Genomic DNA, 23895 nt, shown 5'->3' with positions numbered 1-23895 from the left:
CTCCTATTCAGCTGGCTGCAGCGAAGGAGCCGCGCCCTTGCTGGCGCCCTCCTCGCGTTGATGACCGAGGATGGTCATGGTGACGTTGTAGGCCATGATCAGCGCGCCGCTGAGGAACATCAGGCCGCCGAGTGCACGCATTACGTAGTAAGGGAATAGCGCTGCGACCGATTCCGCGAAGGAATAGACGAGGAAGCCCTGGGTATCGTATTCGCGCCACATCAGCGCCTGCTGGATACCGGCAACCCACATAACGGCGGCGTAGATCACGATGCCGATCGTGGCCAGCCAGAAGTGCCAGTTGACCAGTTGCAGGCTGTAGAGACGCTCCCTGCCCCAAAGTTTTGGCGTCAGGTAATAGATCGCACCGAAGGTGATCATGCCGTTCCAGCCGAGTGCGCCTGAATGCACATGGCCGATGGTCCAGTCGGTATAATGGCTGAGCGAGTTGACGGCCTTAATCGACATCATCGGCCCTTCGAAGGTGGCCATGCCGTAGAAGGCAACAGCCATCACCATCATACGAACGATGGGGTCTGTACGGATCTTGTCCCATGCGCCCGAAAGCGTCATCAGGCCATTGATCATGCCGCCCCATGAGGGCATCCACAACATGATCGAGAACACCATGCCCAGCGTCTGCGCCCAGTCCGGCAGAGCCGTATAATGCAGGTGGTGCGGGCCGGCCCAGATATACATGAAGATCAGCGCCCAGAAGTGGATGATCGACAGGCGGTAGGAATAGACCGGGCGGTTCACCTGCTTTGGGATGAAATAATACATCATGCCGAGGAAGCCGGCAGTCAGGAAGAAGCCGACGGCGTTATGGCCGTACCACCATTGCGTCAGCGCATCCTGCACACCCGAAAAAGCCGAGTAGCTCTTGACGCCAAGAAACGAGACGGGAATGGCGAGGTTATTGACGATATGCAGCATGGCAATCGTCACGATGAAGCTCAGGTAGAACCAGTTGGCGACATAGATATGCGGCTCCCTGCGCTTCAGAATGGTGCCGAGGAATGCCAGGAGATAGGCGACCCAGACGATGGTCAGCCAGATATCGACGTACCATTCCGGCTCCGCATATTCGCGCCCCTGCGTAATGCCGAGCAGATAGCCCGTGGCGGCCATGACGATGAAGAGGTTATAGCCCCAGAACACGAACCAGCCGAGATTGCCGCCGAACAGACGCGCACGACAGGTTCTCTGCACGACATAAAAGGAGGTCGCGATCAGCGCATTTCCCCCGAAAGCGAAGATCACCGCCGAGGTGTGCAGCGGCCGCATGCGGCCGAAATTAAAATAGGGTGCGATGTTGAGATCGGGGAATGCAAGCTGCAACGCGACGACCACCCCCACCAGAAAGCCGACGACACCCCAGAACACGGTGGCAACCACACCGTATTTCACAACCTCGTCGAAATATTCGGCATTGCGACGGGCGCGCACGGCCGGATCGACAGGCGCAAAGGAGACACGGCGCAAAAGAAGCACCGTGCTGACCAGCAGTGTAAAGAACAGCACCCACATATGGGCGGCGAAAAGACTGTCATGGGCAAAGGCTGCCCCGAGCAACGCGAGAAAGGCCCCGAGGGCCACGATCGCGGTTTCTAACGTGTAATTCATTGTTGGTTTCCCCCAACGTGCAAGCCGACCGACGAAAGGCACGGCATGCGCCTGGGAGAGCGAACGTGTACCTATGCGTCGGTTGGAGCATTGCCACCGGGAGTGGAACGCCACCTTGATCCAGATCAAGAACGCAGGGTATTGCAGCTGCGGCGCTCAGGGTCGAAGGCAGGGTCTGGCAGATCTATAGGGAAGTGCTGCGGCTCGTCTCCGACGGCCATCAGCCCTTCATCTTGAGGGGCAACCCGGCCGCGACGAAATAGACCTCGCCTGCAACGGCAGCCACTCGTTGATGAAGCCTGCCGGCATGATCCCGGAATTCCCGGGCCATTCGATTTTCCGGAACGATGCCGAGTCCGACCTCGTTGGAAACGAGGATCAGCTTTGCCTGCGCTGCCGCAAGGGCAGCTTCGAGATGCGCAAAGGCCATCTCGATATCGGCCTGCTCCATCATCAGATTCGTCAGCCACAATGTCAGGCAATCGATGAGGATGACGTTTTCCGGATCGTCCAGCTTTTGCAACACGCCGACAATGTCGACCGGGGCTTCATGGGTCGTCCATTCCGCACCGCGCTGTTCCTGGTGGCAGGTGATACGGTCCCGCATCTCGTCGTCCCATGCACGGCCGGTCGCCAGATAGTGCAGCCGTCCGCCAGACTGGCCGGCAAGCTCTTCGGCAAAACGCGACTTGCCGGAGCGCGCGCCGCCAAGAATGAAAACGGAGCGGTTTATATCAGCCATGGAAAACCTGAACGGAGAAAATGGGGGACCGGTGCCAATGTGTTGCCGCAAGCCAGAAACGAACGGACATGAAGGGAACGATTCGTAGAAAAGGCGTCCCCCGGTTGTTCATGCCGCGCGGTCGCTGATACCGGACCGGAGATGCAAAACCTGCCAGCAGGATGCTGGACATTGAAGCACTGCACTTCCGGATGCCGGCAACACCGGTCCACATAAAAAGCTAGGTGCGAAAGACGGTCCTGTCAATCGGCTGCCATCGACGGCGGATTTACACGGAACCGGTACGCAAACACCTGACCCGGAACCGGCAGACCTGTCGTCCGCAACGGGATTGATAATGCGACTTGGTTACCGGACCGTTAGCAAAAACCAGATGATGGGACCGCGATGCCGGTGGAGAAAACCCCGTAGTGGCGAGCGCCGCCATTGCCTTGCCATCGCCTTCAAATCAATATGCTTTCGAAGATTCGCAAACAGCAAGGTGCCCTGCCCGTGATGACCGTCATGGACTACATCTCTATCATCGTTTTCATCCTGCTATGGGCGGTCTACACCCATGTGACGACGGGAACACGGCTGTTTTCACGCGCCAGCCTGAACCAGGCCATGGCTGAGCGGCGGCGAAACTGGATCATGAATTCGCTGAAGCGTGATCTCAAGATGATCGACACGCAGATCATGGCGGGTTTGCAGAACGGAACCGCCTTTTTCGCCTCCACCTCGATTTTCGCCATCGGTGGATGTTTCGCCCTTCTGGGGGCAACCGATCAGGTCGAATCGGTGTTTCGCGACATGCCTTTCGTCCATTATGCGGGGCGCACAGCCTTCGAACTGAAGGTTATCGGACTTACCTGTCTTTTCGGATATTCCTTCTTCAAGTTCGGGTGGTCCTACCGACTGTTCAATTATTGCACGATCCTGTTCGGCGCTATTCCCATGGTCCACGATGTCGGGGCCGACCGCGAAGCGGCGGAACGCGCGGCCGAAAATGTCATAAAAATGAACATTATTGCTGCCAAGAACTTCAATGACGGCCTGCGGACTATCTTTCTGTCCATTGGCTATCTCGGCTGGTTCATCAGCCCTTATGTTTTCATCGCGAGCACTGTCATCATCATCGTCGCCCTGTTGCGACGCCAGTTCTTCTCCGAGGCACGGCGCGCCATCATGGATGAAAACGGGCCTTGAAATAGCCGCACTTCAGGGGCCAAGCCCAGTCTGATACCGGCCTCTCCAAAAGCTGAAAAACGGAAATCATGGACACAGACGCAGCCACCAACGAACCACGCCGCAAAGGCCGCATCGGCGGGCTGGACACACTGCGCGGCATCGCACTCCTTGCGATGGCATCCTACCATTTCACCTGGAATCTCGAATATTTCGGCTATATCGAGCCTGGAACTGCGACGACCGGCCTATGGAAGCTCTATGCACGCGGCATCGCCACCTCGTTCCTGTTCCTTGCCGGTTTCAGCCTGTTTCTCGCGCACGGAAGGGGCATAAACTGGCCTTCCTTCGGCAAGAGGTTCGCAATGGTGGCGGGGTCGGCGCTGCTCATTACCGTCGCGACTTATGTCGCGTTTCCCGACAGTTTCATTTTCTTCGGCATATTGCATAACATCGCCGCAGCAAGTCTCGTCGGCCTGCTGTTCCTGCGGGCCCCGGCCGCCGTGACGTTACTCGCCGCGGCTGCCGCTTTCATTCTGCCGCAATATGTCCAATCCGAACTGTTCAACGTCAAATGGCTGGCATGGATAGGATTTTCGACCTTTCCGCCGCGCTCCAACGATTATGTGCCGCTGCTGCCGTGGCTTGCGCCCTTTCTTGGCGGTCTTGCCGTCTCCCAGTTCGTCACGCCGCGCGGCTGGCTGGACCGTTTTCGTGAGCCCAGTTCGCCACGCAATATCGTCGCCAGCGCTGGGCGGCATAGCCTTGCCTTCTACCTCATCCACCAGCCGGTGCTGATCGGTATCGTTTACGTCCTGTCCCTCATCGCGCCGCCGCCGCCCGTCGATCAGGTGGAGCTTTACAAATCGAGCTGCGAGAAAAGCTGCGTCGAGCAGGCCTACGGCTTGGAACTCTGCCAGCGTTTCTGCGGCTGCACGCTCGAAAAGATTCAGGCGGAAAGCCTGTTCGACATCATGATGGAAGGCAAACTCAACCCCGATCAGCAGACGAAGGTCAGCGAGGTAGAGCAACAGTGCACGGTTGAGGCGCAGTAGGGAAAAAGCACTCGACGCCATCCTCGGGCTTGGACCCGAGGATATAAGACGTCGCTGTTGGCCCTCGGGTCCAGACCGAGGGTGACGAAGGAAAGGTCTTGACTCTAAAAGTGCGCGTCAGCGCGACAGGCAGGGTCCTCGTTCAAGTCCCTACGCCGATCTCGGCAAGACGTGTCAGACAGGCTTCTTCGACATTGTCGAGCTCCGCCAGCGTCTCTTCGATGTCCTTGCGCTTCTGCCGCAATTCGGCGCGCTTTTCATCGACCTTCTTCATCAGCAGCACGAGCTGACCCGACTCGCCCGGCGGTTCTTTATAAACATGGATGATTTCGCGGATTTCGGAGATGGTAAAACCGATACGGCGACCGCGAAGGATTTCCTGAATGAGGCGACGGTCAGCAGCCCTGAAAAGCCGGGTGCGCCCGCGACGCTCCGGGTGAATCAGCCCCTCATCCTCGTAAAATCTTAAGGTACGGGTCGATACACCGAATTCGCGTGTCAGTTCGGTTATGCTATAATACTTGTCCAAGGGCCTATCCGATTCATCACCGGACGATATTATTTGACCTTAACGTAAAAGTCAATTTTTGCCCGCTCGTCAGCCCGAGATTCCGTACCACCACGTTGCGATGCCGAGGAATGCAAAAAAGCCGACAATATCGGTGACGGCAGTGACAAACACGGCGGACGAGACAGCTGGGTCCGCCCCGCACTTGTCGAGCACAAGCGGGATCAGAATGCCTGCCAGCGCTGCTGCCAGCATGTTCAGACACATGGCTGTGGCGATAATGCCGCCTATATGGATATCCTGAAACCAGATGCCGGCAACGATGCCGATGGCGCAGCCAAACAGCATGCCGTTCAAGATGCCCACGCCGGCCTCACGCCTGATGATGCGGGCGGCGTTGTGGATATCGAGGCTTTTGGTGGCAAGCGCGCGGACCGAAACGGTCATGGTCTGGGAACCAGCATTACCGCCCATGCCGGCGACTGCGGCATGAGGATCGCCAGTGCAACGATCTGCTGGATCGTCGCATCGAAAAGGCTGATGACGGATGCGGAGAGAAACGCAGTGATGAGGTTGACGGCGAGCCACGGCACACGCGAGCGCGATGTGCTGGCGATCGAGTCCGAGAGTTCTTCATCACCCACGCCGCCAAGGCGCAGCAGGTCTTCTTCGGCCTCTTCCTGAATGACGTCGACCACGTCATCGATGGTAAGAACGCCGACCAGCCGGCCGTTATTGTCCACCACGGCGGCGGAGAGCAAGTCGTACTGCTCGAAAAGCTGCGCCGCCTCTTCCTGGTCCATCTCGGCTGGAATGGAGTGGTTGGTCTCGTGCATGATCGTTTCGATCTTCACCTGACGTTTGGCGCGCAGCACGCGGTCAAGATCGAGCGCCCCGACAAGCTTGAATGTCGGATCGATCACGAAAATCTGGGAAAAGGATTCCGGCAGCTCCTCCTCTTCCCGCAGGTAATCGATGGTCTGCCCCACCGTCCAGAAGGGCGGTACAGCCACGAATTCGGTCTGCATGCGGCGACCGGCAGAGCTCTCCGGGTAATCCAGCGCGCGCATCAGTCGGACGCGCTCGGTGAACGGCAGTTGCGAAAGGATATCCTCGCGATCTTCGTCGTCGAGGTCCTCGAGAATGTAGACCGCGTCGTCCGAATCGAGCTCGCCGATACCGGCGGCAATCTGCTCGTTCGACATCTGGTCGACGATATCGAGACGGATGCCCTCATCCACCTCGGTCAGTGCCGTCATGTCGAAATCTGAACCCAGCAGCCTGACCAGCGCGTGGCGCTGCTCCGGCAGGATCGATTCGAGCACGTCGCCGAGTTCAGATTCATGCAGCCGCGCAACATTCTTGCGCAGGAACAGCAGGTCCCGGTCGGCAATCGCCGCACCAACCATCGCCAGGAAATCAGAACGGACGGAGCCATCCTCGGCGTAGATATCGGAGAGCGCTTCTGCCGGCTTTACATCCTCGGGCGCGACAGGATCGTCGTCACGGTCTGTCATATGGCGTCCCCTCGTACTCAAATGCCGCAGTGCACGGATGCCGAGGCAGAATGGCGTTTAAAAGCATATTGTCAACAACCGGATAGGCGCAAAAACAAAGCTCGCGCCAGCGCGGCAAAACATTCATACTTCAAACCTCTTCCCGCCGTCGAGCGCGCAGTCGCGGCCGACGGCTTATACACAATCCCAGGTATTTACACCGGTTAATTTACGACAACGCCGGCCACCTTTACGTCGTTCCACCGTCCTCTGGAGACCCCGATTTAAGGGCGTGGGTGCATTGCACAATTATGCATTGACACAGCGCCGGGTTGAGCGCTTCTGGACACGCTTTTGACAAATGGCAAACCGCGCGGCAGGCGCGTCAAGATTGGTCCGGGACAGCAGAATCATGAGCAAGAAGGGTTTCATCGGCAAGGCATCGAATGCTGCAGGCGGTTGGGGTGCTTTGAAAAGTGTAGGCAAACGCCTGCTCGAATCCGGAGCACCGATGTCCGGCGCACGAACGCTGTTGAAAACCAACCAGCCGGATGGGTTTGACTGCCCGGGCTGCGCCTGGGGTGACCCGGAGCATGGATCGTCTTTCGAGTTCTGCGAAAACGGTGTCAAAGCCGTTTCCTGGGAGGCGACGGAAGCGCGGGTACCCCCGGACTTCTTCGCCAGCCACACCGTGTCGGCGCTGCGCGGCTGGTCGGACTACGATCTGGAAAAGCAGGGCCGCCTCACCCATCCCATGCGCTTTGACCGGGCAAGCGACAGATACCTGCCCGTGTCATGGGAGGAGGCCTTCACCAAAATCGGCGGCATCCTCAAGGGTCTCGACAGCCCGGACCGCGCTGAGTTCTATACGTCAGGCCGCGCCTCCAACGAGGCGGCATTTCTCTATCAGTTGATGGTGCGTCTTTACGGGACCAATAATTTTCCCGACTGCTCGAACATGTGTCACGAAGCCAGCGGCGTCGGCCTGAAAGACGCAATCGGTGTCGGCAAGGGCACGGTGCTGCTTGAGGATTTCGAAAAGACAGATGCCATTTTTGTCATCGGCCAAAATCCGGGCACGAACCATCCCCGTATGCTGGGTGACCTGCGGCGCGCAGCCCTTCGCGGCGCCCGCATCGCCGTCTTCAACCCTATCCGGGAAAAGGGGCTGGAGCGCTTTGCCGACCCGCAGGACAAGATCGAGATGATCACCGGCGGCAGCACCAAAATCGCGACCAATTATTATCAGCCGCGCCAGGGAGGCGACATGGCTGCGGTGCGCGGCATGAGCAAGGCGGTCTTTGCTGCCGACGAAGCTGCAAGGGCGGCCGGCAAGCCTGCGATCATCGATTATGCCTTCCTTGCCGAACACACGGCGCAATTTGAAGATTATCGCGCTGCCGTCGAAGCGACGAACTGGGAGAGCATCCTAGACCAGTCCGGGCTGACGCGCGAGCAGATCGAGGAGGCCGCCTCCATCTACATGGAAGCCGGTTCCGTCATCGCCACCTGGGCCATGGGGGTTACCCAACACCGCCACTCGGTTCTCATCGTGCGAGAAATCGCCAACTTCATGTTGCTGCGCGGCAATGTCGGACGCCCAGGCGCCGGTCTTTGCCCCGTGCGCGGCCACTCCAACGTACAGGGCGACCGCACGGTCGGCATCGATGAGAAAGCGCCGCTGGCCCTCCTCGACGCGCTTGAGAAGGAACTCGGCGTGCCCATGCCACGTCGGCGGGGCCACAATACCGTCGAGTCCGTCGCGGCAATGCTGGATGGCAAGGCTCAGGCCTTTATCGCGCTCGGTGGAAATTTCATGCGGGCGACCCCTGATAGTCCGCTGATCGTCAAGGCCTTCGAAAATCAGAAGCTCACGGTCAACATCGCCACCAAGCTTAACCATTCACATCTGGTTCCGGGCGAAACCTCATTCATTCTGCCCTGCCTCGGACGGACGGAAATCGACCGCAACTCGTCAGGACGAGCGCAGATCGTCACGGTCGAGGATTCCATGAGTATGGTTCACGGTTCCGGCGGCATCAACTCACCCGCCTCCGAGGCACTCCGGTCGGAAGTCGCCATCATCGCGGGTATTGCCGAGGCGACGCTCGGCAATACGGCAGTCGACTGGAAGGCGCTTGCCGATGACTACGACCTCATTCGCGACATGATCGAGCGGGTCATTCCCGGCTTTGAAAATTTCAATGAACGCGTCCGCGTGCCGCGCGGCTTCCACCTGCGTAACGCGGCGGCGGAGCGCGAATGGAACACACCAGCGAACAAGGCCACCTTCTATAGCGGCCCTCTGCCCGAACAGACAGAACATCAAAAGGCGCTCAAGCGCGACAATCTCTTTGTGCTGCAGACCTTGCGTAGCCATGATCAATATAACACCACGATCTATGGCATGGATGACCGTTATCGCGGCGTCTACGGCGATCGCCAGGTCCTCTTCATGAACCCGGCTGATATGGAAGCGCTCGGCGCCCATTCGCGCCAGCGCGTCGACGTGATCGGTGAATATGGCGATGGCATGGAGCGAATTGCGCGGAATTTCCGGTTGGTGCCCTATAACATCCCGAAGGGCAGCATTGGCGGATACTATCCGGAACTGAATGTGCTGGTGCCGTTGTCGAGCTATGGCGAAGGCAGTTTCACGCCGACATCGAAATCGGTGCTGGTCTCGGTTCGCCTGCGGCCGGACGCTAAATAATGGATGGACCGCAATCCGCCGCCGCATTTATGGCGGCAGTGGAACGGGTCCAGGAATGCTCGCCACAGCCGCTCTCGGCGACGGGTGCAGCAATCCTTCTGGCGGTTCATCTGAACATTGCCGCGGACAGCCGCAGCATTGCTAGGCAGTTTGGTCTTGCGCATGCGATTGTTCTGCGCGAAATCACGGTCCTGTCGCCGCGTTTCGTGCACGTGACAAAGCGCGACGCGCGAACGCAGCGCAGCTTTCTGGAGACAACGGCGGAAGGACAGGCGCTCGCCGCCTCATCTGCAAGCCTGTGACCTGAACGGAGTACCCCTTTGGCACCAAGGCCTATCCTTGCCTATCCCCATGCGGGCCTGTCCCACATCTGCGCGCCGGTCACATCGTTTGATGAGCACTTGCAGGCGCTTGTAACGGACTTAGTCGACACGATGCGAGCAGCGCCCGGTGTTGGCATCACCGCCGCCCACATCGGGGTCAAGCAGCGCGTTTTCGTGCTGGAACTGACACCGGGAACGGTGCTCACCTACATCAACGCCGAAATCCTCAGCCGCTCGCCGCAGACCATAAGGCACGTAGAGGGAAGCGTTTCCATGCCGGGCTTTACGGAAGAGGTGGAGCGACCGGGCGAAATCGAGGTGCTGTTTCAGGACATTTCGGGCGCGGAACACCGGCAGGCCGCCACTGGCTTTCACGCCGTCTGCATCCAGCACGAGATCGACCAACTCGATGGCATTTTTTGGCTGAAACGCCTCTCTAAACTCAAGCGCGATCGGCTCGTGAAGAAATGGGAAAAATCGAGAAAGGCCTGATCGTCAGCCCGTTACGGACACTGCGAATTCCGTATCGCCCTTCAGCGTGTTGCTGACGGTGCAGATCTCCTCGGCCAGATGAGCAATGGCGTTGCGTTTTTCCGTATCGAGGTCACCGTGGACCTTGATGCCGATGTCGAAACGGATGATGCGATACGGCTCCTCGGCCGATTTTTCGCCGGTGACTTCAACGACAACCCCCTTAAAGCGCTCCAGAAAACCCAGCCGGCTAGCGGCGATCCGGGCGCTCAGCGCAAGACACGCGGCAAGTGATGAATAAAGAAGGTCGATCGGATTGAAGCCGGGCTCGGACACCCCGGTCACTATATCGATGCGGCCGCCCGTGACAGTGGAAACGGACGGGCGGCCTAGCCGCGCCACCTCCGCTCTCGCCCCAACGGGCCGCAACTTTACCTTCCCACCATCCGCCATTCAGCAAGTCCTAATTTAATCGCGCGCAATCGAACACGTGGAACAAAAACCTATCTCGCGCTTTTTATCCGCACAACGGTAGTGAACGTTGAAACCTTTATTTTACAGGGAGCTGGGACATATGGTTACATCTACGCTCGTCAGCATTCTGATCACCTTCCTGGTGATCGTGCTCGTCTTGTGGCTTATCGCGCGCCTGCCGGTCGGCGGTGGAGCGAAACAGATCGCACAGGTGATCGTCATCATCATCGGCATTATTTCACTGCTGAAATATCTCGCCGTCTTTTGATGTCCCGGCGCATTGCAGACGAAGAAAGGCGGCGAAAGCCGCCTCTTTTTATGGGCTGAATTCAGGAGCTACGTCCTACTGTCGAGGCTCAAAATGAAAGTCCTTTCGCAGCGAAATATCCCTGACGCTGCCAATGCCCAGAAAAGGCGTGTTTTCGGCGTCGAAAATCGCCCTGCCCTTTGCGACGACCCAACGCTTGGAACCATCCGGCAGATTGACCTTGTAGCGCTGGTCGAAAAAAACGCCGGTCGTGATGCTATCGAATATGGCTTTCGCCACCGCATCGCGCATCTCGATGTCGATCCTTTCGAGGATCGCTTCGATCGTTACCCCGCGTGAGGCAACCGGCTCGGCAAAACCGTGACATTCCGCGGTGATCTTATCCATGATCAGCCTGTTGTCGGTAATGCTCCACATGAAATAACCAAGCGCATCGTCTGAATCCGCTTTATCCCCTGGCACGAAAACCCCCAAGCCACATTCCCCGAGCAAAAGCTAACATTAGACCTCTGATATTCCACCCCTCGCTTTTTAGGGGAGACTGACGATCCACCGGTGAGACACTACATATCCACCGCATTTACTGAATGACGTCACTCTAGTTCCGGGGGAGCAAATTGCAGAAACATATCGCAAAGCGATTGCCCCGCTCCTACATAGCGTCATGACGAAGGATCAAAGGAGGTCAAAATGCTACGAACCGCGCTCACTTTCGGACTGCTGACGGCAACCATCGCCCTTGCCGGGTGCCAGACATGGGAAAGCCCCTATCGCGGATCTCAATGGCGAATGGACCAGGTCATGGATGGCGACCCTTACAGGGCCGGCGACGGGAACCACGGCGGCAATGATTCCTACTCCAACGTCGTTATCCGTCGATAAAAGCGGCGAATGTGCAAGAGAGGGGCAGCGGTGAAAAAGCGCTGCTCAGCTTCCCCTAAGACATCACTCGTCTGACCGACCCGGACTTCAGAGATGACAGGAAGAAACCCAGCCAAGATTTTGGCACAAAAGAAAAAACCCGCCGAAGCGGGTTTCTTTGGTGCGGTCGAGAAGACTCGAACTTCCACGGGTTGCCCCACAGCGACCTCAACGCTGCGCGTCTACCAATTCCGCCACGACCGCATCGTGGTAGGCGTCGACTTGCGCCGACGGGGGTGCATGTAGCAAAAGGATTTTCGGTGCACAAGAGCGTCGTGACAGTTTTTTGAAATTAAAAATCGCACTGCACCATCCTATATGCAGGAAGCCCGGAAATGCTGGGGTTGCGGCCATGTCGCCATTTTGCGAGAAGGCTGTGGAAAGGACTTTTTCATGCTCACACGCACTGATATCGAGACAAATATGCTGCCTGCTGACGGGTCGCCCCCGGTTCGCTGGCGAATCTCCGATGGTCTCATCCCTTACGAGGCGGCGATCGTAGAGATGGAGCGTGAGGTTGCCGCGATCGCTAGCGGCGAGGCCGACGAACTCGTCTGGCTTCTGGAACACCCGCCACTCTACACCGCCGGCACCAGCGCTGACGAATCCGACCTCATCGAGCCGAACCGCTTCCCCGTCTTTGCGGCGGGCCGTGGCGGTGAATATACCTATCATGGGCCGGGGCAACGTGTGGTCTACGTGATGCTCGACCTCAAACGCCGGCGGCAGGACGTCCGCGCCTATGTGGCTGCGCTCGAGGATGTTATCATCCGCACGCTGGACAAGATGAATGTACGCGGCGAGCGCCGCGAGGATCGCGTCGGCGTCTGGGTCCGACGCCCCGAAAAACCATTGCTTGCCGATGGCGGCATGGCGGAGGACAAGATCGCAGCGCTCGGCATACGCCTGCGTAAATGGGTGAGCTTTCACGGCCTGTCGATCAACGTCGATCCGGACCTCTCGCATTTCTCCGGAATCGTACCCTGCGGCATCAGCGCCTATGGCGTCACCAGCCTCGTTGATCTTGGATTGCCGGTTACGGTTGGCGATGTCGATGTGTTCCTGCGTGAGGCCTTTGAAGAAGTCTTCGGCCCCGCCACGTCAGATGTGGTGACGGTGCCCGAAACCGTCGTTTAACGACGTCACGGGCCTAAAAGCCCGAATGGATCAGCGGCGCTGATAAGACGCATGATAAAAAGCAATGTGCGTTATCGTTTCGGCATTGCTATGAAGGGCCTGCCGCGCCGGGAATGCCAGACACTGAATAAACGGGGCGGCTGTCCCGTCCCCTCTGTTCCGGCCCGCCGGCCGAAAGTGCAGCATCACATGACAAGCCACACCGGTTTAAGCGACGTCGCCAAGGGCATGGCCATCATGGCGACCTGCATGCTGGTGCTGCCCATCATGGATGCGATCGCCAAATACATGGCTATCGTCGGCGGCATGTCGCCGGCGCAGGTGACGTTCTACCGCTTCTTTTTCCAGCTGGTCTGCACGCTGCCTTTGTTGCTGGTGGTATCGCCCCGCGCATTGTTCAGCGCCAAACGGCCCTGGATGAACTGCCTGCGTGGTGTGCTGCATGCTTCCGCCAGCCTGCTGTTCTTTGCTGCCGTCAAATACATGCCGCTCGCAGATGTTTTTGCGATCTATTTTGTCGAACCCTTCATGCTGACAATGATGTCGGCTCTTTTCCTCGGCGACAAAGTGGGCTGGAAGCGCTGGACCGCGATTGTCGTCGGTTTCGGCGGCGCCATGATCGTCATTCAGCCGAGCTTTGAAATCTTCGGCTGGACTTCGCTCCTGCCTGTCGCCTGCGCTTTCCTCTATACGCTCTATCTCTTCCTGAACCGGGCCATCGGCGATGCGGATAGCCCGCTCGTGATGCAGACCATGTCCGGTATGGCAGGGACCGTCTTCATGGGCGCTGCGCTTCTCATCGGCCACTCGCTCGGTGACACGGACTTTGCCGTCTCGCTGCCGCAGTCCGGCCATGCGCTCGCACTGCTCGTCTTGCTGGGATCGATATCCGGCTACATGCACCTGCTGATCGTCAGGGCCTTCCGGCTGGCGCCGCTCTCTCTGCTCGCGCCATTCCAGTATTTCGAAATCATCTCAGCGACGATTCTCGGTTATGCGCTGTTTTCAGATTTCCCGACGCCATCCAAATGGCTCGGCATTCTCATTATCGTCGCATCCGGCCTGTTCATCATCTGGCGCGAGCGGAAACAAGCTGCCGCGCTGACGCCGCTCGACGCGCAATAGCCGCGTTAGCGCACCTTCAGGTGCCCGAGGGCAGCGGGTCTTCGCCGTGATGGTCCTGCGCCTCGACAAGGCTGCCGAGCAGCCAGAGAGATACCTCAGCCGCCTCCCCCGCCGACTTGAAACGATATGAGCCGCTATATTTGGACATGTCGAAGAAGGTAACGACAAAACCGTCGCCGCTCTCCAGACTTTCGACCCGAATACGCTCGGGATCGATCATGACGCAGACATAGTGGGATCCCATGTTGCGCATGAAGCCGGCCTTGTTGTCGTGCAGCCGCACGAATGCCGCACCGCCATCCACCGTCATATGCAGGCTTCTGATCGCCTCGTTCGGAAAGGCGCGGGCGAAATCCATGATCGCCTGCCCCACGTCATGGCTGTTGTCCTCATCCGTGGCCCGTGACATGCGCCAGGCGTAAACGGCAAAGACCGATAGCAGCACGAACACGATAATCCAGATCGCCATATTCATCGGGGCGCTCCCTCACCATCGAAACATCACGATTCGCGAATCGAAACGATGCGAACCCGGCTCAGGTTCATATCGGCCGAGGCTTGTGCGAAGTTTGGTATCCAAATCGTGCACGGCCGCAGGGCGGCCGGTGAATCAGAAGCGCTTCAGAAACGACGCCTTTGCCAGCAGCCATTGCCGGCGAAGCTGCGACAGCTGCAGGTCGCCGTCAAAAACGCCGCTCCCGGCCTTCCGTGCCGCGGCGATGACGGGACCGGCGAGCGAAACAGGAAGATAGGCGGCAAAGATGTTTTTCGGGACCCTCGCGCGTCGTGCCTTTTCCAGGTGATCGAGCGCATGGGTTGCAAAAATCTCGATGGCGATGCCGATACGCTGCCTGTCTTCGCCCTCAAGGAAGGTCTCGCGGTCCAGCCCGGCCGCAGCCAGCATGTCGGCGGGGATGTAGACCTGCCCGCGACGGCGGTGAAGCGGTGTCAGCAGCAGCATTCCGGCCATGGCCTGTGCGACGCCCGCATGACCGGCCGCCTCCGCACTGGAGGCAGCATCTTCGGCAGAAAGCACCAGGCTAGAGAGCTGGATCAAGGCTGATGCGGTTTCTCCGGCGTAACCTTCCAGCGCATTGCGATCTTCGAACAGGTCGTCATAAAGATCGAAGATACGCGCCTCGATCATATTGGCGAGCACCGGGCGCGGCAGTCGATAGGTCTCGATTGTGGTCAGAAGTGCTGCTGCGACAGGATGAGACTGGCTGTCGCCATGCGGATTGCCTTCGAGCAGATCGCGCCACCATTGCATGCGCACTTCGCCGGGCAGCGCCTCGCGCACGGAATCGCGGATACGGGCGATTTCAGCATTGAAAGCATAAAGCGCCGCCAGAGCATTGCGCTTGTCGGCGGGTGACAGAAGGCAGGCGAGATAGCGGTCACGGTCTGTGTCGCGCAACGTCGCAAGGCAAACATCGATATTTTCTGTGGGTGCCATGGTTCCCCGCGCGCGAAACGCCCTCAGCCTTCGACGGCGATCAACGCGGCAGCGACGGCGCGCGATTCCGAAAGCATGATATTATAGGTGCGCACCGCAGCGCCCGTACTCATCGGGTCAATGGAGATGCCGGCCTCCTTGAAGGCGGCGCGCAACTCTTTCGGCAGAACCCGCATGCCGTCCCCCGTGCCGATCAACAGCACTTCGATATCCTGCGCTTCGGCAAGAATTTTCTCGAAGTGGTCAAGAGCGAACTCCGTCGGGTCGGCGGGCTCCCACCCGTAAATGCCTGAAGGCAGGAGGAGAAGAGAGCCGCGATGCGACATATCGGCGAAGCGAAATCCGCCATTGCCATAGGCATCGATGGGCGCCCGGCCAGGAAAATGGGCCGGGCGTATTTCGATCCCGCCGGCCATCAGACGGCAGGCTTGCCGCCGATGGCGTTACCGGGCTTTTCGTCCTTCTCGTCCTCCGCATCCTTGCTATCGGGGCGCAGCTTGAAGGCGATTAGCACCGGAGCAGCGATATAGACCGAGGAGAACACGCCGATACCAACGCCGAACAGCATGGCGAAGGTGAAGGAACGGATGACCTCGCCACCGAAGAGGTAGAGCGCCAGAAGCGCCAGAAGGACCGTCAGACCCGTCAGGATCGTGCGCGACAGTGTCTGGTTCAGAGACGCGTCGATGATCATCGACAGGGGCATCTTCTTATATCGCCTGAGGTTTTCACGGACACGGTCATAGATAACGACGGTGTCGTTCAGCGAATAACCGATGATCGTCAGGATCGCCGCAATACTGGTCAAGTTGAACTCTATATCAAGGAAGACAAAGAGACCGATCGTGAAAACCACGTCATGCACCATCGAGATGACAGCGCCGAGTGCAAACTGCCACTCGAACCGAACCCAGATGTAGATCATGATCGCAGCCATGGCGAGCACAACCCCAATCGTGGAAGTGACGGTCAGATCGCCAGACACGGCAGGACCGACGACTTCCACGCGGCGGAAGTCGTATTTGTCCTCAAGCTCGCCACGCACCATGGTGATGGCGGATTGCTCGGCATTTTCGCCGCCTTCCTGCGCCTGAATACGGATGAGAACATCCTGCGGCGAGCCGAAGTTCTGCGCCTGGATTTCGCCGAGGTTCAGCTGGTTCAGACGATCGCGAATATCGGCAATGTCGGCATCGCCCTGCTTGGCGCGGACCTCAATGACCGAGCCGCCCTGGAAGTCGATGCCGAGGTTCAGACCCTTGGCTACGAAACCACCGACGCAGGCCAGCATGATCGCACCCGTTATCATGAAGACGACACGGCGATACCGCATGAAGGGAATGTCGCGGCCATCGAACATGGCGGTGCGAACGCCCTTCGGCAGGTGCTTCGGACGGCTGCGGCGAACCCAGTAGCCGAACATCCACGCCGTCAGCGTATAGGCGGTGAAGACGGTGGTGATGATACCAACGGCAAGCGTGACGGCGAAGCCCTTGACTGGACCGGTGCCCATGTAAAACAGCACACTGGCGACGATCAGCGTCGTCAGGTTGGCGTCGATAATGGTCGCAAAAGCGCGCGTGAAGCCGTTATCCAGTGACTGGATCAGCGGTTTGCCGCTCTTCACCTCCTCGCGTATGCGCTCATAGATAAGAACGTTGGAGTCTACAGCCATGCCGATTGTCAGCACGATACCGGCGATACCCGGTAGCGTCAGCGTCGACCCGATCACACTGAGCACGGCCAGCAGCATGACCACGTTGACCACAAGAGCGATATTCGCGAGCAGGCCGAAGAAGCCGTAGAAGACGAACATGAAGATGAGGACGCCGACAGCACCGATGGCACTCGCCGTCAAGCCGGCGGTGATGGAGTCGTTACCGAGGCTCGGGCCGACGGTGCGTTCTTCAACAACGGTCAGCGTCGCCGGCAGCGCGCCGGCGCGCAGCAACACGGCAAGGTCATTGGCGCCCTGCACCGAGAAATTACCGGAGATTTGTCCCGAACCGCCGATGATCGGCTCACGGATGACAGGTGCGGAGATCACCTGATTATCGAGCACGATGGCAAAGGGTTTGCCGACATTCTGCTGCGTCGCCTGCGCAAAGCGCTGCGCGCCGCGGCTGTCGAAGCGAAACGTCACGACGGGTTCGTTGGTTTGCTGGTTGAAGCTTGCCTGCGCGTCGACGAGATTGTCGCCGGATACGAGTGCACGACGCTCGACGAGATAAGGAACCGGCGGATCGTCCTGCGAATAGAGAACTTCCGACGTCGCCGGCGGACGGCCGTTCATGGCTTCCTGTACCGGCATGGAAGTATCGACCATGCGGAAGGAGAGCTTTGCCGTCTGGTTGAGGAGGGACTTCAGGCGCTGCGGGTCCTGAAGGCCCGGCACCTGCACGATGATGCGGTCGGAGCCCTGGCGCTGGATGAGCGGCTCGGTGGTGCCGACTTCGTCAACGCGACGACGCACGACTTCGATGGATTGCGAAACCGCTGATGACAGACGGTAATCGATGCCCTCATCCGTCAGATTGAGACGCAGCAGATTGTCGCCGCCGTCGTTCATCGTGACTTCGGTGATGGAACCACCGACCAGTGTGCCGGCGGAGACAGGCTGGGTCAGGTCACGCAGCGCGTTCTTGGCAGCTTCAACCTGGGCCGGATCGCTGATGCGAACCTGAATCTGCTGGCCATTGCCGGTCAGCCCGGAATATTTGATGTTGGCATCGCGCAGCTGGGTGCGGACATCGCCGACGATCGTTTCAAGCCGTTCCTTGACGATGTCGGAACGCTCGATCTTGAGCATGATGTGCGAACCGCCCTGAAGGTCGAGACCGAGCGTTACCTTGTTGTCCTTGTACCAGGCAGGCATGCCCTCCAGCTGCTTGTCCGTAAACAGGTTGGGAGAGGCGATGACGACGCTTGCCAGCACAAGCAGCCAGATGAAGACTGTTTTCCATCGGGAAAAATGAAGCATTTCGATCTCGGTCAGGGTTGGGGTCGCGCCTGGCGCAACCCGTCAAAATTCGCAATCGGGCATTCGGTTGTCCGGCAGGATCAGGAAGCGGCTTCCGTCTTGACGACTTCGCCCTTCACGCGCACTTCGGCAATATACGCCCGTGCCGCGCGGATTTTCACGCCATCGGCGATTTCGACTTCCAGTTCACTGTCATCGATGACCTTGGTTACCTTGCCAACGATGCCACCGCCCAGAACGACCTGATCGCCACGACGAATGTTGGTCAGCGTCTCCTGACGCTTCTTCATCTGCGCGCGCTGCGGACGGATCAGGAAAAAGTACCAGACCACCATGAGCGGCGCAAACAGGAACAGCATCTCAAGGCCGGAACCGAAGGCCGATGCGCCGCCCGCTGCATCCTGGGCAAAAGCTTGACTAATGAACATATAAAACTCCTCGCAATTGCGGCACGACCCCGCGTGCCGCCCCGGCTTTTCAAGCCGCCGGAATATAGTTGGGAACGCCGGGATTGCAACAGATGCAGGGCCCTCGCCGTACCGATTCCGGACCTCTTAACCTTTATGCGTCCGAAACACCATGCTAGGCCGGTCGCAAATCAGCGTTTTGAACATCAGACAAGCGGAATAAACACCATGATTCGCGAAGAAACGGCTTCCCTGCTCCTTTCAGAACTGCGCCGGCTCACCCTCGCGGTGGAGAGGCTGGCTGGCCCGGCGCCGGCCGTAAATGACTGGAATGCGGCCGATTGTTTCGTTTGGGTACCCACGAACGCATTCCTGCAGCCCGTTCCCCGCCCCAACCGCATCGCGCTGAAGCTCATCCGCGGCGTCGATCACGTTCGCGACATCCTGCATGAAAACACGCTGCGTTTTGCGGAGGGATTTGCGGCCAACAATGTGCTGCTGTGGGGCGCGCGGGGCATGGGCAAGTCTTCGCTTGTGAAGGCCGTTCACGAAGATGTGCGCGCAGCGAGCGGTGTTTCGCTGAAGCTGGTGGAAGTCCACCGCGAGGATATCCATACCCTGCCCATCCTGCTCGATATCCTCAAGGCTTCGGGCGAGCGGGTTATCGTTTTCTGCGACGACCTTTCCTTCGACCATGACGACACTGCCTATAAATCGCTGAAGGCAGCGCTCGATGGCGGTATCGAAGGACGGCCCGACAATGTCCTTTTCTATGCGACCTCCAACCGCCGCCATCTCCTGCCCCGCCACATGATGGAGAACGAGCAGTCCACCGCCATCAATCCTTCGGAAGCAGTCGAGGAAAAAGTCTCTCTGTCCGATCGCTTCGGCCTCTGGCTCGGCTTCCATAAATGCGGCCAGGAAGACTATCTGACGATGATTGACAGCTATGCCGCCCATTTCGATCTGGGTCTCGACCGCGAAACGCTGCATCACGAGGCTCTGGAATGGGCGACGACCCGAGGCGGACGCTCGGGCCGCGTCGCGTGGCAATATATCCAGGACGCCGCCGGTCGCCTTAGGAAGCCTCTCGACAGATAACGCCGCTGCGACGTCTCCCACACGCGGTGTCGTTACGACCACACCGCGTGTCGTATTCCCGAAGGCCACATTTCCCCTCTCATGGTTTGCTGCACCCATGAAGTGACCTGCCCGCGGAGGAGCGGAAAGGCACGGCGTTCAACCATGGAGGAGATGGATATGAGCAGGAACAGAGGCGTCGTCTACATGCGGCCGGGTCAGGTCGAGGTCCGCGACATCGACGACCCGAAGCTTGAGGCGCCGGATGGCCGCCGGATCGAGCACGGCGTCATTCTCAAGGTTATTTCCACCAATATCTGCGGCTCCGACCAGCACATGGTGCGCGGCCGCACCACGGCAATGCCGGGCCTCGTTCTTGGTCACGAAATCACCGGCGAAGTCATCGAGAAGGGCATCGACGTCGAGATGCTGCAGGTTGGCGACATCGTTTCCGTGCCGTTCAACGTGGCCTGCGGCCGTTGCCGCTGCTGCAAGGCGCAGGATACCGGCGTCTGCCTGACGGTGAACCCCTCCCGTGCCGGTGGCGCTTACGGTTATGTCGATATGGGCGGCTGGATCGGTGGCCAGGCGAAATATGTGACGATCCCCTATGCCGACTTCAACCTGCTGAAATTCCCGGATCGCGACCGGGCGATGTCGAAGATCCGCGACCTGACCATGCTCTCGGATATTCTGCCGACCGGCTTCCACGGCGCGGTCAAGGCGGGCGTCGGTGTTGGCTCCACCGTGTATGTTGCCGGTGCAGGCCCGGTCGGTCTTGCTGCGGCCGCTTCCGCCCGTATTCTCGGCGCAGCGGTCGTCATGATCGGCGATTTCAACAAGGATCGTCTTGCCCATGCTGCGAAAGTCGGTTTCGAGCCCGTTGATCTGTCCAAAGGTGACCGCCTCGGCGATATGATCGCCGAGATTGTCGGCACCAACGAGGTGGACAGCGCCATCGACGCGGTCGGCTTTGAAGCACGCGGCCATGCAGGCGGTGAACAGCCGGCCCTCGTTCTCAACCAGATGATGGAAATTACCCGCGCCGCCGGTTCCATCGGCATTCCCGGCCTTTATGTAACGGAGGATCCCGGCGCGGTGGACGATGCCGCCAAGCAGGGCAGCCTGTCGCTACGCTTCGGCCTCGGCTGGGCAAAGGCGCAATCCTTCCACACCGGCCAGACACCGGTGCTGAAATACAATCGCCAGCTCATGCAGGCAATCCTGCACGACCGCTTGCCGATTGCAGACATCGTCAACGCCAAGATCATTGCGCTTGATGATGCCGTTCAGGGGTATGAAAGCTTTGACCAGGGCGCTGCCACCAAGTTTGTGCTTGATCCACATGGCGATCTGCTGAAGGCGGCATGATGACTTTGCCCGCAAACGGGTGACGGGTAGAAGCGCCCGCGACGGATATCGTCGCGGGCGTTTTATTTTCAGGCTATTTGACTGTCGGGTGAAACTATGGCTCCCCCACCAGCAGTGCCTCCAACTCGTTTTTCGCCTCCACGGAGAGATAGGGTCTGAACAGGCTTGAAACCTGCTGCAATCCCCAGTCCAACTGCTGCGGTCCAAACTCGACAACACCTTCCTGAAGGTTGAGATAGGCCGCCCAATAGGTCGAGACGATCCAGAGATTTGTCAGAACGGCTGGCCTTTCTTCTTGTGGAATTGCGGCCAGACCCGCTTTTTCCATACGCGAGACGATATCGCCAACGGCAAGGCGCATGGTCGCGCTGATCGCTCGCACGGGCTCGACAAGCGCCGGAGCCAAAGAGACGAGGCCGACAAGGTCGCGAAAAAGGAAACGATAATCCCATACGAGCGAAAACCAGAGCCGCAGAAAACCGGCATAGGTCGCCGCCGCCTTCTCATTCGCGCTGTCAACATCCGCGACCACAGCCACGGCATCGGCCTCGAACCGCGAGAAGAGCGCAAGGACAAGCGCTTCCTTGGTGCGGAAATGGTAATAGAGATTGCCTTCATTGATGCCGACCGCGCCTGCAATGTCTGCCGTCGTGACGTGATCGGGCCCACGCTCATTGAACAAAGCGAGCGCGGCTGTAAGAATCCGTTCGCGCGTTGGTATTGGACGGTCCGTTGATTGCCTGCTGATGTTTTTTTTCACGACTGAAAACTCGACCATTGAAAAATAAGGCGTACACCTTAAATCACTAAAATAAGGTATACACCTTAAAAACCATTTTTGCCGTCATCGCGATATGGAGGGCCGAAACGTGCCTGAGAAAGACCTTCGCCAAAATAAGCCGCAAGCCAGCGAAACCTCTTCTATGTCCAACATCGCCGTTGCTCGCCTGGCGCTGTCGCTCATACAAAATCCGTTAAAGGCATTGCCGCCCGAGATTTTCACGGAGCCCGCGGTGTTCAATCGGATTGCGGGCCGGATACGGGTCCATCTTGCAGATCCCGCCCTTGTCCACGAAGCCCTGGTTAAAAATGCCCATTTGCTCTCCAAGGGCGATGATGTGCGTCGAGCTCTGGGCCCGGCTCTTGGGCAAGGTCTGTTAACTGCTGACGGCGATCACTGGAAGTGGCAGCGGCAGTCCGTCGCCGCGGCCTTCCGCCACGACAAACTCCAGCAACTCCTGCCCTTGATGGTGGACGCGGCTCGCCGCACGCAGAAGCGCTGGAACACTGCGCCGGGCGGCCATATCGATATCGCCCATGAAATGATGATGACCACGTTTGACGTCATCGTCGAGACCATGATGTCCGGCGGGCATGACGTCGATATCCACCGCGTCGAACAAAGCATCACCGACTATCTGAAGCCAACGGGCTGGACGATCGCGCTCGCCATGCTGGGTGTGCCGGAGTGGCTGCCGCATCCCGGTCGCCGCAAGGCGCGGCTGGCAGTCGACTATCTCCGCTCGAGCCTCGTGAAGGTAATTATCGAGCGGCGACGACATCCCGGCGACAGGGCGGATCTCGTTTCGATGCTTCTGGAGGCGAAAGACCCTGAGACCGGTCGGATGATGACCGATACGGAAATCGTCGACAATCTGCTGACGTTCATCACCGCCGGTCACGAGACGACGGCGCTTGGCCTTGTCTGGACCTTCTACCTTCTGTCGCGACATCCGGAGATCGAAGCGAAGGTGATCGCGGAGATTGACGCCGTCACCGACGGCCAGCCGGTGACGGCAGACCATGTCGCCGGACTCACCTACACGCGGCAGGTATTTTCAGAGGCGATGCGACTTTATCCCCCCGCTCCCATCATTACACGCACGGCATTGCAGGACTTCCGCCTCGGCGAACATGATATTGCGGCCGGAACCGTTCTTTATGTGCCGATATACGCCATCCACAGGCACGCCTCGCTGTGGGAGGAGCCTGACCGCTTCGATCCGTCGCGCTTCGAGCCGGAAAAAGTCAAGCAACGCCACCGCTATGCCTACATGCCCTTCGGCGCCGGTCCGCGCGTTTGCATCGGCAATGCCTTTGCGATGATGGAAGCTGTCGCCATCCTCGCGGTCCTTTTGCAGGGCGCCCACGTCAGGAACAAGACGCCAGCAACCATGGAGCCGCTGATGCGGGTCACCCTGCGGCCAGAAGACCGGCTGATGATGCAAGTCGTGCCAAGACAAAACAAATCGCCCGCGGCGTGAACGACCGCGGGCGACAGGATCAGTGCAAATCTTCACCCGTCACCGGATGGTGACGATCAGAGGTCGACGTCGAGGATCGCCATGGAAAAGTTATAGGAGCGGTCGCCGTCTTCGTCGTCGATATAGACAACGCCGAGAAACTCTTCGCCCATATACACTTCAGCCGAATCGTCCTTGCGGGGACGTGCTTTGACAATCATCTTTTCGTTGAAGGTGCGCTTGAAATAGGCGTCGAGTTTTTTGAGTTCGTCGGCTTTCACCAGTTTTCTCCTGTGCGGTTCGCGTTGGCCCGCTTTTGGCATGGGACAAAG

At 58.8% G+C, this 23895-nt stretch carries 24 protein-coding genes, 1 tRNA gene and 1 pseudogene; 12 read left to right on the top strand and 14 right to left on the bottom strand.

Annotated elements, in window-relative coordinates; genetic code table 11:
- Window positions 1-3: 3 nt before the first annotated feature.
- Both ccoN and cobU read right to left on the bottom strand, forming a co-directional pair.
- Window positions 4-1626 (bottom strand): cytochrome-c oxidase, cbb3-type subunit I, encoded by a 1623-nt coding sequence (gene ccoN / locus AT6N2_RS03030; protein ID WP_063948954.1) that lies wholly within the window; start codon window positions 1624-1626, stop codon window positions 4-6.
- Between the two features lie 220 nt (window positions 1627-1846).
- A complete protein-coding gene (gene cobU / locus AT6N2_RS03025; protein ID WP_209088354.1) occupies window positions 1847-2368 on the bottom strand; it encodes a bifunctional adenosylcobinamide kinase/adenosylcobinamide-phosphate guanylyltransferase in 522 nt (173 codons plus the stop codon).
- Window positions 2369-2863: 495 nt separating this feature from the next.
- On the opposite strand from cobU, the gene AT6N2_RS03020 reads away from it, so the two are divergent.
- A complete protein-coding gene (locus AT6N2_RS03020) occupies window positions 2864-3556 on the top strand; it encodes a DUF599 domain-containing protein (RefSeq protein ID WP_209089597.1) in 693 nt (230 codons plus the stop codon).
- A gap of 68 nt (window positions 3557-3624) precedes the next feature.
- A complete protein-coding gene (locus tag AT6N2_RS03015) occupies window positions 3625-4590 on the top strand; it encodes a heparan-alpha-glucosaminide N-acetyltransferase (RefSeq protein WP_209088351.1) in 966 nt (321 codons plus the stop codon).
- Between the two features lie 142 nt (window positions 4591-4732).
- Here AT6N2_RS03015 and AT6N2_RS03010 read toward each other — a convergent pair whose 3' ends face one another.
- Both AT6N2_RS03010 and mgtE read right to left on the bottom strand, forming a co-directional pair.
- On the bottom strand, window positions 4733-5119 hold the full coding sequence (locus tag AT6N2_RS03010; RefSeq protein WP_003524989.1) for a MerR family transcriptional regulator: 387 nt from the start codon (window positions 5117-5119) through the stop codon (window positions 4733-4735).
- Between the two features lie 69 nt (window positions 5120-5188).
- Window positions 5189-6615, bottom strand: a pseudogene (gene mgtE, locus AT6N2_RS03005) (magnesium transporter).
- A gap of 391 nt (window positions 6616-7006) precedes the next feature.
- On the opposite strand from mgtE, the gene AT6N2_RS03000 reads away from it, so the two are divergent.
- From AT6N2_RS03000 to AT6N2_RS02990, 3 genes are read left to right on the top strand one after another with little or no spacing between them, the layout of a single operon-like run.
- The gene (locus AT6N2_RS03000) at window positions 7007-9307 is read left to right on the top strand and encodes an FdhF/YdeP family oxidoreductase (RefSeq protein WP_209088348.1); all 2301 of its coding nucleotides are present in this window, start codon (window positions 7007-7009) and stop codon (window positions 9305-9307) included.
- The gene (locus AT6N2_RS02995) at window positions 9307-9609 is read left to right on the top strand and encodes a hypothetical protein (protein WP_063948949.1); all 303 of its coding nucleotides are present in this window, start codon (window positions 9307-9309) and stop codon (window positions 9607-9609) included. Before AT6N2_RS03000 ends, AT6N2_RS02995 begins: the two co-directional genes overlap by 1 nt.
- Window positions 9610-9627: 18 nt before the next feature.
- Window positions 9628-10122: a peptide deformylase gene (locus AT6N2_RS02990; RefSeq protein ID WP_063948948.1), complete on the top strand. Its 495-nt coding sequence runs from the start codon at window positions 9628-9630 to the stop codon at window positions 10120-10122.
- A gap of 3 nt (window positions 10123-10125) precedes the next feature.
- On the opposite strand, the gene AT6N2_RS02985 is transcribed toward AT6N2_RS02990, so the two are convergent.
- Entirely contained in the window at window positions 10126-10554 is a 429-nt protein-coding gene (locus AT6N2_RS02985; protein ID WP_063948947.1) for an OsmC family protein, read from the bottom strand.
- A 121-nt stretch (window positions 10555-10675) separates the two neighbouring features.
- On the opposite strand from AT6N2_RS02985, the gene AT6N2_RS02980 reads away from it, so the two are divergent.
- On the top strand, window positions 10676-10843 hold the full coding sequence (locus tag AT6N2_RS02980; RefSeq protein ID WP_003502827.1) for a Thivi_2564 family membrane protein: 168 nt from the start codon (window positions 10676-10678) through the stop codon (window positions 10841-10843).
- A gap of 75 nt (window positions 10844-10918) precedes the next feature.
- Here the strand turns inward: AT6N2_RS02980 and AT6N2_RS02975 are convergent, their stop codons facing one another.
- Entirely contained in the window at window positions 10919-11305 is a 387-nt protein-coding gene (locus AT6N2_RS02975; protein WP_063949127.1) for a PAS domain-containing protein, read from the bottom strand.
- Between the two features lie 228 nt (window positions 11306-11533).
- Between AT6N2_RS02975 and AT6N2_RS02970 the strand changes: the two genes are divergently transcribed.
- Entirely contained in the window at window positions 11534-11725 is a 192-nt protein-coding gene (locus AT6N2_RS02970; protein ID WP_063948946.1) for a hypothetical protein, read from the top strand.
- A 158-nt stretch (window positions 11726-11883) separates the two neighbouring features.
- Here the strand turns inward: AT6N2_RS02970 and AT6N2_RS02965 are convergent.
- A tRNA-Leu gene (locus tag AT6N2_RS02965) sits at window positions 11884-11968 on the bottom strand.
- Between the two features lie 189 nt (window positions 11969-12157).
- Between AT6N2_RS02965 and lipB the strand changes: the two genes are divergently transcribed.
- Together lipB and AT6N2_RS02955 are read left to right on the top strand one after the other, a co-directional pair.
- On the top strand, window positions 12158-12901 hold the full coding sequence (gene lipB, locus AT6N2_RS02960) for a lipoyl(octanoyl) transferase LipB (protein WP_063949126.1): 744 nt from the start codon (window positions 12158-12160) through the stop codon (window positions 12899-12901).
- A 189-nt stretch (window positions 12902-13090) separates the two neighbouring features.
- A complete protein-coding gene (locus tag AT6N2_RS02955; RefSeq protein ID WP_063949125.1) occupies window positions 13091-14026 on the top strand; it encodes a DMT family transporter in 936 nt (311 codons plus the stop codon).
- A 16-nt stretch (window positions 14027-14042) separates the two neighbouring features.
- Here AT6N2_RS02955 and AT6N2_RS02950 read toward each other — a convergent pair whose 3' ends face one another.
- The 5 genes from AT6N2_RS02950 to yajC form a co-directional block, all read right to left on the bottom strand.
- The gene (locus AT6N2_RS02950) at window positions 14043-14501 is read right to left on the bottom strand and encodes a hypothetical protein (protein WP_063948945.1); all 459 of its coding nucleotides are present in this window, start codon (window positions 14499-14501) and stop codon (window positions 14043-14045) included.
- 135 nt (window positions 14502-14636) lie between these two features.
- The gene (locus AT6N2_RS02945) at window positions 14637-15482 is read right to left on the bottom strand and encodes a phytoene/squalene synthase family protein (RefSeq protein ID WP_209088345.1); all 846 of its coding nucleotides are present in this window, start codon (window positions 15480-15482) and stop codon (window positions 14637-14639) included.
- Between the two features lie 23 nt (window positions 15483-15505).
- A complete protein-coding gene (locus AT6N2_RS02940; RefSeq protein WP_063948943.1) occupies window positions 15506-15898 on the bottom strand; it encodes an Mth938-like domain-containing protein in 393 nt (130 codons plus the stop codon).
- Window positions 15898-18462 carry a protein translocase subunit SecDF gene (gene secDF / locus AT6N2_RS02935; protein ID WP_063948942.1) on the bottom strand — a complete coding sequence of 855 codons (2565 nt, stop codon included), beginning with the start codon at window positions 18460-18462 and terminating at the stop codon, window positions 15898-15900. The genes AT6N2_RS02940 and secDF overlap by 1 nt, the downstream gene beginning before the upstream one ends.
- Before the next feature lie 80 nt (window positions 18463-18542).
- Entirely contained in the window at window positions 18543-18890 is a 348-nt protein-coding gene (yajC, locus tag AT6N2_RS02930; protein ID WP_063948941.1) for a preprotein translocase subunit YajC, read from the bottom strand.
- A 207-nt stretch (window positions 18891-19097) separates the two neighbouring features.
- Here yajC and AT6N2_RS02925 point away from each other — a divergent pair, with 207 nt between their 5' ends.
- Both AT6N2_RS02925 and fdhA read left to right on the top strand, forming a co-directional pair.
- Window positions 19098-19970: an ATP-binding protein gene (locus AT6N2_RS02925; RefSeq protein WP_209088342.1), complete on the top strand. Its 873-nt coding sequence runs from the start codon at window positions 19098-19100 to the stop codon at window positions 19968-19970.
- A gap of 159 nt (window positions 19971-20129) precedes the next feature.
- Entirely contained in the window at window positions 20130-21320 is a 1191-nt protein-coding gene (fdhA, locus tag AT6N2_RS02920; RefSeq protein WP_209088339.1) for a formaldehyde dehydrogenase, glutathione-independent, read from the top strand.
- 94 nt (window positions 21321-21414) lie between these two features.
- Here the strand turns inward: fdhA and AT6N2_RS02915 are convergent, their stop codons facing one another.
- Entirely contained in the window at window positions 21415-22080 is a 666-nt protein-coding gene (locus AT6N2_RS02915) for a TetR/AcrR family transcriptional regulator (protein WP_425292731.1), read from the bottom strand.
- Window positions 22081-22243: 163 nt separating this feature from the next.
- On the opposite strand from AT6N2_RS02915, the gene AT6N2_RS02910 reads away from it, so the two are divergent.
- Window positions 22244-23584: a cytochrome P450 gene (locus tag AT6N2_RS02910; RefSeq protein ID WP_209088333.1), complete on the top strand. Its 1341-nt coding sequence runs from the start codon at window positions 22244-22246 to the stop codon at window positions 23582-23584.
- Between the two features lie 56 nt (window positions 23585-23640).
- Here the strand turns inward: AT6N2_RS02910 and AT6N2_RS02905 are convergent, their stop codons facing one another.
- Window positions 23641-23844, bottom strand: a complete 204-nt coding sequence (locus AT6N2_RS02905; RefSeq protein ID WP_063949122.1) for a DUF3126 family protein — start codon at window positions 23842-23844, stop codon at window positions 23641-23643.
- Between the last annotated feature and the right edge of the window lie 51 nt (window positions 23845-23895).

It is taken from the genome of Agrobacterium tumefaciens, from assembly GCF_017726655.1.
Taxonomy (GTDB): domain Bacteria; phylum Pseudomonadota; class Alphaproteobacteria; order Rhizobiales; family Rhizobiaceae; genus Agrobacterium; species Agrobacterium tumefaciens_B.
The sequence above is the reverse complement of the archived record's forward strand: the minus strand, read 5'-3'. Positions and strand labels throughout refer to the sequence as shown.

Coding starts and splice junctions, on each gene's coding strand:
- ccoN (WP_063948954.1), bottom strand. CDS start 1,626: ATGAATTACACGTTAGAAACCGCGATCGTGGCCCTCGGGGCCTTTCTC.
- cobU (WP_209088354.1), bottom strand. CDS start 2,368: ATGGCTGATATAAACCGCTCCGTTTTCATTCTTGGCGGCGCGCGCTCC.
- AT6N2_RS03020 (WP_209089597.1), top strand. CDS start 2,864: ATGACCGTCATGGACTACATCTCTATCATCGTTTTCATCCTGCTATGG.
- AT6N2_RS03015 (WP_209088351.1), top strand. CDS start 3,625: ATGGACACAGACGCAGCCACCAACGAACCACGCCGCAAAGGCCGCATC.
- AT6N2_RS03000 (WP_209088348.1), top strand. CDS start 7,007: ATGAGCAAGAAGGGTTTCATCGGCAAGGCATCGAATGCTGCAGGCGGT.
- AT6N2_RS02995 (WP_063948949.1), top strand. CDS start 9,307: ATGGATGGACCGCAATCCGCCGCCGCATTTATGGCGGCAGTGGAACGG.
- AT6N2_RS02985 (WP_063948947.1), bottom strand. CDS start 10,554: ATGGCGGATGGTGGGAAGGTAAAGTTGCGGCCCGTTGGGGCGAGAGCG.
- AT6N2_RS02980 (WP_003502827.1), top strand. CDS start 10,676: ATGGTTACATCTACGCTCGTCAGCATTCTGATCACCTTCCTGGTGATC.
- AT6N2_RS02970 (WP_063948946.1), top strand. CDS start 11,534: ATGCTACGAACCGCGCTCACTTTCGGACTGCTGACGGCAACCATCGCC.
- lipB (WP_063949126.1), top strand. CDS start 12,158: ATGCTCACACGCACTGATATCGAGACAAATATGCTGCCTGCTGACGGG.
- AT6N2_RS02955 (WP_063949125.1), top strand. CDS start 13,091: ATGACAAGCCACACCGGTTTAAGCGACGTCGCCAAGGGCATGGCCATC.
- AT6N2_RS02950 (WP_063948945.1), bottom strand. CDS start 14,501: ATGAATATGGCGATCTGGATTATCGTGTTCGTGCTGCTATCGGTCTTT.
- AT6N2_RS02945 (WP_209088345.1), bottom strand. CDS start 15,482: ATGGCACCCACAGAAAATATCGATGTTTGCCTTGCGACGTTGCGCGAC.
- AT6N2_RS02940 (WP_063948943.1), bottom strand. CDS start 15,898: ATGGCCGGCGGGATCGAAATACGCCCGGCCCATTTTCCTGGCCGGGCG.
- secDF (WP_063948942.1), bottom strand. CDS start 18,462: ATGCTTCATTTTTCCCGATGGAAAACAGTCTTCATCTGGCTGCTTGTG.
- yajC (WP_063948941.1), bottom strand. CDS start 18,890: ATGTTCATTAGTCAAGCTTTTGCCCAGGATGCAGCGGGCGGCGCATCG.
- AT6N2_RS02925 (WP_209088342.1), top strand. CDS start 19,098: ATGATTCGCGAAGAAACGGCTTCCCTGCTCCTTTCAGAACTGCGCCGG.
- fdhA (WP_209088339.1), top strand. CDS start 20,130: ATGAGCAGGAACAGAGGCGTCGTCTACATGCGGCCGGGTCAGGTCGAG.
- AT6N2_RS02910 (WP_209088333.1), top strand. CDS start 22,244: ATGTCCAACATCGCCGTTGCTCGCCTGGCGCTGTCGCTCATACAAAAT.